At 48.0% G+C, this 7,881-nt stretch carries 7 protein-coding genes and 2 pseudogenes; 5 read left to right on the top strand and 4 right to left on the bottom strand.

Features of this window, described 5'->3' with window-relative positions; all coding sequences use genetic code 11:
• Window positions 1–107 precede the first annotated feature (107 nt).
• Window positions 108–710 carry a hypothetical protein gene (locus AK963_RS22780; RefSeq protein ID WP_238593819.1) on the bottom strand — a complete coding sequence of 201 codons (603 nt, stop codon included), beginning with the start codon at window positions 708–710 and terminating at the stop codon, window positions 108–110.
• A gap of 170 nt (window positions 711–880) precedes the next feature.
• Between AK963_RS22780 and AK963_RS36705 the strand changes: the two genes are divergently transcribed.
• Entirely contained in the window at window positions 881–1,009 is a 129-nt protein-coding gene (locus tag AK963_RS36705; RefSeq protein WP_274520549.1) for a hypothetical protein, read from the top strand.
• 45 nt (window positions 1,010–1,054) lie between these two features.
• Here AK963_RS36705 and AK963_RS22785 read toward each other — a convergent pair whose 3' ends face one another.
• Window positions 1,055–2,248: an RtcB family protein gene (locus AK963_RS22785; RefSeq protein ID WP_066017714.1), complete on the bottom strand. Its 1,194-nt coding sequence runs from the start codon at window positions 2,246–2,248 to the stop codon at window positions 1,055–1,057.
• Window positions 2,249–2,312: 64 nt separating this feature from the next.
• Between AK963_RS22785 and AK963_RS22790 the strand changes: the two genes are divergently transcribed.
• Window positions 2,313–3,002, top strand: coding sequence for a PABP-interacting PAM2 motif-containing protein (locus AK963_RS22790; protein ID WP_066017715.1), 690 nt, complete (start codon window positions 2,313–2,315; stop codon window positions 3,000–3,002).
• Between the two features lie 87 nt (window positions 3,003–3,089).
• On the opposite strand, the gene AK963_RS22795 is transcribed toward AK963_RS22790, so the two are convergent.
• Window positions 3,090–3,746 carry a porin gene (locus AK963_RS22795; RefSeq protein ID WP_066017716.1) on the bottom strand — a complete coding sequence of 219 codons (657 nt, stop codon included), beginning with the start codon at window positions 3,744–3,746 and terminating at the stop codon, window positions 3,090–3,092.
• Between the two features lie 660 nt (window positions 3,747–4,406).
• Here AK963_RS22795 and AK963_RS22800 point away from each other — a divergent pair.
• From AK963_RS22800 to AK963_RS22810, 3 genes and pseudogenes are all read left to right on the top strand, one after another.
• Window positions 4,407–5,283: pseudogene (locus AK963_RS22800) on the top strand (TAXI family TRAP transporter solute-binding subunit).
• Between the two features lie 79 nt (window positions 5,284–5,362).
• Window positions 5,363–7,252 carry a TRAP transporter permease gene (locus AK963_RS22805; protein ID WP_066017717.1) on the top strand — a complete coding sequence of 630 codons (1,890 nt, stop codon included), beginning with the start codon at window positions 5,363–5,365 and terminating at the stop codon, window positions 7,250–7,252.
• A gap of 72 nt (window positions 7,253–7,324) precedes the next feature.
• Complete coding sequence (locus AK963_RS22810; RefSeq protein WP_238593820.1) at window positions 7,325–7,702, top strand: nuclear transport factor 2 family protein; 378 nt, start codon at window positions 7,325–7,327, stop codon at window positions 7,700–7,702.
• On the opposite strand, the pseudogene AK963_RS35775 reads toward AK963_RS22810, so the two are convergent.
• Window positions 7,692–7,881 (bottom strand): annotated as a pseudogene (locus AK963_RS35775) (IS630 family transposase); the annotation flags it as partial. The gene AK963_RS22810 and the pseudogene AK963_RS35775 overlap by 11 nt on opposite strands.

The raw sequence follows: 7,881 nt of genomic DNA on the forward strand, positions 1-7,881 counted from the left end.
GAAAATCAACATCATTAAAACCTTCGGGTAGCTGTGGTCGACGAGACATCTGTTCTAGATAATGCATGGTAATGATGCCTAAGCATAGTTGGCGGCAGCTTAAGGATTTAGAAAATGCGATTGGTATTAATAGTGCTGTCAATTTCCTGAAGCGATGCAGGTTCAAGAGTTACCGCTTCAAGCTGTTCCTTTTCGATATTCAGTGTCAGCCCGGTGTAGGGTGATCCCACAGGCTTGATTGCTGAGCGGATAAGGTTGCCGTTATCCGGATCGGGACGAACGCCGGTTGCCAGGCTGTAAACCACAAGGTCTACCTTGCCTCCAAAGTCATTTATTATGGTGTTGAGAACCTGCTCCCGCATGGAGGCCGAGAAGGCATCTCCCACCAGGTTTTTTGCGTAAAGGCCATGGGCTTCAGCAACCTCCCTGAAATAAAGGTTGTTGTACCATCCTGCACTTCCTGATCGATGTTCAGAAGGACCCCGTTCAAAAGAGACACCCAGCGTGTCAGCGTCAGCCCCAAACGCAGCTTCAATACGTGATGCCAGACCAAACCCGGAAGACGCTCCAAGTACCAGAACACGTTTTGGACCGTTTTTCAGTTTTGGCTGGGAGCGAATATAGTCAATCTGTCGTTGAACGGCTTCTTTACAGCCAGGAGGGAAGCAGTTAAGTGCCACAACATTCTTTACTTCGGGTGTTATGATCATTGGAGAACGGGCTTGCAACTCGATGAAAGAAGAGCGCTAGATTATCCGGAATTACAGTGGTTTACCATGGTGTGATAAGGACCCTAGGGGGTGTTACCAACTGGCCATACAACCAGCCACCCATTATTTGCGCCAGACAAGGCGCGAGCTGCGTAGTGTGGTTGCTCCACATGAGCAGTGAGCAACGCTGTAAGGTGCAAATAATGGGTGGCCCTTCGGGTTGGTCATTCAAGTACTCATGCCGTGTTGAACGCCTTGAACAGGGAACCACCATGTCCTGCGTCGTTCGCCTTGCCTGAGTGCTTGTATGACCAACTGGTTGAATGGCCAGTTGGTAACACCCCCTAGCCCTTGATATTGACGATTTGCCGTAGAGTATGTACTACCTCGATCAGGTCATCCTGGAAGCTCATGACTTTGTCGATGTTTTTATAGGCTCCGGGAATTTCATCAAGAACCCCTTTGTCCTTGCGGCACTCTATTCCTGCCGTTTGTCTGGCCAGGTCATCCACGGTAAAGGCTTTTTTAGCGGCTGTACGTGACATGCTCCGGCCAGCGCCATGAGAACAGCTGCAGAATGAATCCGGATTTCCTTTACCTCGAATAATATAGGATCGTGCTCCCATAGAGCCGGGAATAATCCCCAGCTCATCGGCTCTTGCACGAATAGCACCTTTACGGGTTATCCAGACGTGCTGACCATCATGCCATTCCTTTTCTACAAAATTATGGTGACAGTTAATGGCTTCTCTGGTCAGAGCAAAGGGTTTAAGTTGCTGTTTCAGAACCGCTAGAACCCGACTCATCATGGCTTGCCGGTTGAGCAGAGCATAGTCTTGTGCCCAGCTGACTGCATCGACATAATCATTAAAAAAGACCGAGCCCTCCTGAAGGTAACCAAGATCTCGATCAGGTAACTGGATCTGGTGTCTTTCCATCTCCTTTCTGGCCAGCTGGATAAAGTATTGGCCAATCTGGTTACCGATTCCCCGACTGCCAGAGTGGAGCATTACCCAAAGGTAGCCATGTTCATCGAGACAGAGTTCAATAAAGTGGTTGCCTGACCCCAGGGTGCCGACTTGATGGGCAAAGTGATGTGCTTTCCCCCTGCGGATAATTTGCGGATGTTTCTCCAGAATGGGCTTTAAACCTGTAGCAACATCAGAGTCTTGAGCTATTTGTGCTTGATGATGTGTCCCACCGGGCCCCAGAGGGATGCACTGCTCAATAGCGTTTCGAATGGTGTGCAGGCTGTCAGGCAGGTCCGATGCTTTCAGCGAAAGCTGCACAGCATTCATTCCACAACCAATATCCACACCTACTGCTGAGGGGATCACTGCATCCACCGTAGCGATGACAGAGCCGACCGTTGCGCCAATGCCGAGATGAATATCCGGCATACCCGCTACGTGCTTGTGGATAAATGGGAGGCTGGCCACCCTGCGCATCTGCTCCAGAGCTTGGGGTTCAATGTCATCGGTCCAGATTTTAATGGGGCTTTGGCTATGGCTGCCTTTCAGGTCGGTGATTATTGGCATGGAACGTCAATTGTAATCAGGGGTCAATAAATAGCCAGGTTTTTTATATTAGAGGGAAGGGGCTATGTCTAATGTTAATAACGATTTTCCTCAGTTGCCAATATACCCTGATGAGACGTTTCGCCACAGTGATCAGGAGGGGCGGAGTACTCAGCAGAATTTGTTTGGACTCCCTGTAAAGGTTACTCATGATGTAGAACGGCGTTGTATTTCTGCTGAAAGTGATGTCGATTTCAACACGGAATCTATTGTTAAGAAGGTTTTAGGTGTCGTACCTGATGCAGAGTGTAATGCTGGGAACTTAGAAAACCATTCAGTCACACCAAATCTTTCGAAACTTAATCCGCGTGCCCCAGAATTTGTACCGAGAGCAAACAGAACTTGCCCATTAGAACAGAATATTAAGGAGATGGATGAAATAGCTTATTGTTTAACAGAAAACTGGGCTCGTGATTTATCAGTATCAGAGTTGCAGTTAGTTAAGTCTTTTCCTGATATTTTAGCCAGGACTTTTACTTTACTCGAGAATGATGGGCTCCCTTTGGATCAAGAGAATTCAGGGGTAAAAAGCAGGCTGGAAAAAGCAAAAGCCATCGTCAATGGTGTTTTAGGCGATTTGGATACACACGACCAAAAGCGAAGTGTTCGAACAAAGTTTTCAAACATATTGCCAGAGCGTAGTCATGGCCGGGATCGGTTAGCTCTTGGGCTCTCGCTTGTAAGTATTATACAAAACTTAAGGAAACTTCAGTGAGAGATTGATGGCTGGGTTAGTCAAAGGCCCTCAACATAAATTGAGGGCCTTTTGCACATCAGTTACTAATGGGGACGGGTAACTGAATCAGAAGCCGAGGGAAGCACCCAGTACCAGGGCGTTGTTGGCGTCGTCAGCCTGATTGCGCCACTCAACGTAGGGTTGAACGCCGGCTTTGGTCCAGGTTGCACGAACCTCGTGGTCCATTACCTTGGCATCCCACATATATACGTTGTTGTACTTCAGCTGAACTGGCTGGCTCTGCATCTGGTAGCTGATGGCATTGTCAGTACGCACATCATCTTCGGCACCAGCAGCATTGGTCTGGTCCAGGTGCCAGCGGGTACGGTTGCTGATGGCTACGCCATTGTCAAAGTTGTAACCAATTTTCACCAGTGGACGTGCCTGGATAAAGTCACCGTCGTGCAGCAGGTGGTGGTAACCAGCGGCAACCCACAGGTTGTCAGTCAGGCTGTAAGCCTGCTCAACACCCAGAGTGATGTAAGGGCTGCTGGACTTGCCTTCAACAGCATTACCGATCTGGATGCCATCAAACTCAGTCAGCACGGTCAGGCCGCCACGCTCTGTGGTGTCGAAAGTGTGGCCTGCTTCCAGAGTGGAAGTCATGCTGGAACCGTGAATATCTTTACTGTGGCTCTGTACGTTACCAGTTACATAACTGCCGCCAGCGAAAGCCATTGCAGAAGAAGTAGCCAGAACTGTCCCTAGGAGAACGCGCTTCATTGAGTGCTCCGAATTTCTATATTATGTGGGACCATCATTCTGATTGAAGTTTTTTTTAGCAATAACTGTGGGATGCTCGTAATAACGGGCTGGTTTTTAATGGTTTATTCTTGTGTAAATTGATATGTACGCCTTATTTTTCGCTCATTTATTGTGCTGATGTATGTGTCTATAGTTGCTTTCCATAATAAAAATATTTTTCATCGAAAAATAATAAATAGGGTGTGTCGGATGTTGTAGATATACGTCTATTTTCATCTAGTAGATATCAGCATACATGGCGCTATTATTGGTGGGCGGCCACTCCGAGGAATAATTATTGCGATGAGTTTTTCTCAAAAAAACTTAACCACAGATTCTGTGGATAAGATTGTGAGTCTTGTGAGGAAAACCAGAGAGACTACCGGTAGTCTTGTTTCATCTTGATGTTGGTTGTTTTTTGATCAATGGCGTTTTTCTGCACTACAGCAATGGAATGCATTGTTGAGGCAGAGATCCTTTCTCAAAGAGTATTCTCCATCAGCGCTTCCTATAGTAAGCTCTGCTCAAACAACGAAGGCTGGGTGGAAGATCCCGCCCGCTAATAACTACAAAGTGACCTGTAAAAGGGGGATGACCAATATGAGACGGATAGCTGCTGCATTCGCAATGCTGTTGCCCATGATTGCTTTCGCACAAAACTATTCCATTGGTACTGGTGGACAAAGTGGTATTTACTATCCCTTTGGTGGTGCACTTGCCAAAGTCTGGTCGGACGAAGTGAATAGCATCAATGTAAAAGCCGAGGTGACTGCCGCTTCAGTTGAAAACACGATCAAGGTTGTCCGTGGCGATATGCTGGCCGGCATTGCCATGGGAAATGTGGTAATGGATGCTTCAGGGGGAGGGTAAATTTCCTTCTAAAATGCCGGTAAAAGTGTTGTTTGCGCTCTATCCAAACCTTGTTCATCCCATGACACTGCAAAACTCTGATATTCAGACACTGGATGACCTGAAAGGTAAGCGCGTTTCCCTGGGAGCGCCAGGCTCAGGCACTGCCGTCACCTCGGCGGCATTGTTGAAAACGCTGGGGATTAATCCTGAAAAGGATATCAATGCCGTATACCTCAATTACTCTGAAACCACCAATGCGCTGGCCAACGGTCAGATTGATGCTGGCTTTATTGTTGGTGGACAGGGTGTTGGCGCGGTTACCCAGATCGCTTTAACTCATAAGCTGCGTGTTATTCCAGTCTCTCAGGAAGAAAGGCAGGCATTTATCGCCGAGTATCCCGCCTACAGTGAGTACACCATTCCTGAAGGTATCTATAACAATGTACCAGCCACTGACACGCTGAGTATCTGGAACGTGCTGGTGGTGCGGGCAGATATGGCGGATGACATGGCTTTTGAATTGACCCGGGCTGCCTATGAAAACATGGATGAAGTCCGCAAGGTCGTAAAAGTAGCTGAAGCCACCATCCCGGCTAATGCCAAGCAGCTGGCTGGTGTGCCCCTTCATCCAGGTGCAGAGAAGTATCTGAACAGCATTCAATAATTATTATTCAGTACTGAAGAGTAGCGACAGCAGGTTTGCTATCGCTACCCCCATCTTCAAAATCTGTTGGACTAATTCTATGAGCAGGCTTAATCAGGGACTGGGCTATTTGTTGCTGGCCCTTGCAGTGATGTTGTCAGTTTTTCAGATCTGGCAGGGTGTGACCTCAACCATTTCTGCAACGTACTTTAGGCCTGCTCACCTGACCTGGGTGATGGTGCTGATTTTCCTTCACTATCCGCTGATTAAAGACGCCAGGAATGAACAAAAAGGCACCCCGATTATAGTGGCTGGTCGACTCGTGGATCTTGGGTTGTGTGCCCTGGCCGTGTTTGCGGGATACCAGATCATCCAGTTCGACTATAACGATATTAACTACCTTCTGTTTGGCCTGACCAAACTGGATTTGACGGCTGGTGCTGTTTTTGCGCTTTTATTGTTAGAAGCCTGTCGACGCACTGTAGGCTGGGTCATGGTGATTATTGCAGTCATATTTCTGGCTTACAGTGCGTTTGGAGATCTGCTTCCGGGAACGCTTGCAACCAAGGCTTACACGCTTCAGGAACTGGTACAGTTCCAGATTTTCTCCAGTAACGGTATTTTTGGTTCAGCGCTGGGCATCGCGGCCACAACCGTTTTTATCTTTGTATTGTTCGGTGCTTTTCTGGAAGTTACGGGGGCCGGTAAGTTCTTTATTGATCTGGCCTTTGCCATTGCCGGCAAATATCGAGGTGGACCTGCGAAAGCTGCTGTTATTGCATCTGCCGGGCTGGGCTCAATCTCTGGATCTGCCATTGCCAACACGGTAACCACCGGGTCGATCACCATCCCAATGATGAAGAGGCTGGGTTACAAACCAGAACAGGCGGCAGGTATTGAAGCGGCAGCTTCAACCGGTGGGCAGATTATGCCGCCCATCATGGGCGCGGGTGCTTTTGTGATGGCACAGTTTACCGGTGTGCCCTACAGCGACATTATGATTGCCTCCATTGTTCCGGCATTGCTTTATTTCTTCTGTACACTGCTTTATGTGCATATCATGGCCTGTAAGTTGGATTTACAAACGGTCAGTCGTACAGAAGCCGTTCTTAAGGTGATGAAGCAGGGGGCTCATTTCTTGATACCCCTTGTGCTGATTACTGCATTGTTGATGATGGGGTATTCCCCCTTACTGGTTGGTGTTGCTGGCTGTGCAGCCATATTGGTCACTGCCGCTTTACGAAAACACAGTCGTGTCAGTATTCCGAAGGTCATTGAAGGTATGAAGGCGGGGGCATTGCTGGCGCTTCCTATCTCAGTAGCCTGTGGAGCCGCCGGTATTATTGTCGGTGTCGTTGGGCAGACTGGAATTGGCCTGCAGTTTACCCAGTTTGTTATGGCGCTTTCCGGTGGTTACCTGTTCACCGCTTTGTTATTGATCAGCCTTGTTGCGCTGATTCTTGGCATGGGGTTACCGGTTACTGCCGCGTATATCGTGCTTGCGGTAATTGCAGTACCTCTATTGGGTGATTTTGGTTTGCCACTGTTGACCTCCCATCTGATTATTTTCTGGTTGTCGCAAACCTCGAACGTAACTCCTCCTATTGCGCTTGCTGCATTTGCAGGAGCCGGAGTGGCCAATGCCAACCCTATGAAAGCCTCGGTTGAGGCATTTAAGCTGGCAGCGGGCTTGTTTGTCATTCCAATTATGATGGCCTATACCGGGCTGATTAATACCACCGGGGATCTGCTCGGACTGGCTATAGCAACTCTGCAAACGGTTGCCATTATTATGGCGATGGCAATGACTATTGAAGGTTATCTGCTGAGGAGGCTTTACGTATGGGAGCGGCTGATGTCTCTGACCAGTCTGCCTGTACTGCTATTTAATCCATATGGAGGTGCATTGCTGGGAGCATTAGTCGTTATGGTATTGGTTGCCCTGCAATGGCGAATGGGGGCAAAGCAAAGCCCGCAGACTACTGGCTAATAGTGATAGCAGAAAGTTGAGGGTATAGCTTTGTCCATCCCCTCAACTTTGAATAGTTGGCCGTAAAAAATAATGAATAATAAAGTAACTGATGAACTTCAAAATCAATTGAGGGAATTACTGGATAAAGAGTCAATACGGGAGTTGGTTCAGGCATATTGTAATGCAGCAGACCGTCACGACCATGCGAAAATGCGCTCGCTTTACCATGAAGATGCCGTTGATGATCATGGTGCTTTTTTCCATGGGCCTGCCATGGACTTCATTGACAAACTGCCTGATATTCAGGCACCGATGAAAATACTCCACCACAATGTCACGACCCATAACATCAAGCTGGATGGCCATAAGGCTGAGGGTGAGGTGTATGTCCTTGCTTTCCATCAGGCTGAGGGTGAGCAGGGTTTGTTCGATGTGTTATACCAATTGAATTTTCTAACTACTGTATAACTGCCCAATCACGGGAGCACAGACTGAACAGTCGACCAGCTTCGCTGCAAAGGTTATTCCAAGCTTCACAGCAACAATCTACAATATTTTCATAACCTGAAAATGCTTTGTTTGATAAGTCATGCTCCCGCATCCACTCCCATAGCCTTTCTGAGCTGTTTAACTCCGGTGCGAATGGT

Origin of the sequence: Endozoicomonas atrinae (assembly GCF_001647025.1) — a bacterium.
GTDB classification, from domain to species: domain Bacteria; phylum Pseudomonadota; class Gammaproteobacteria; order Pseudomonadales; family Endozoicomonadaceae; genus Endozoicomonas; species Endozoicomonas atrinae.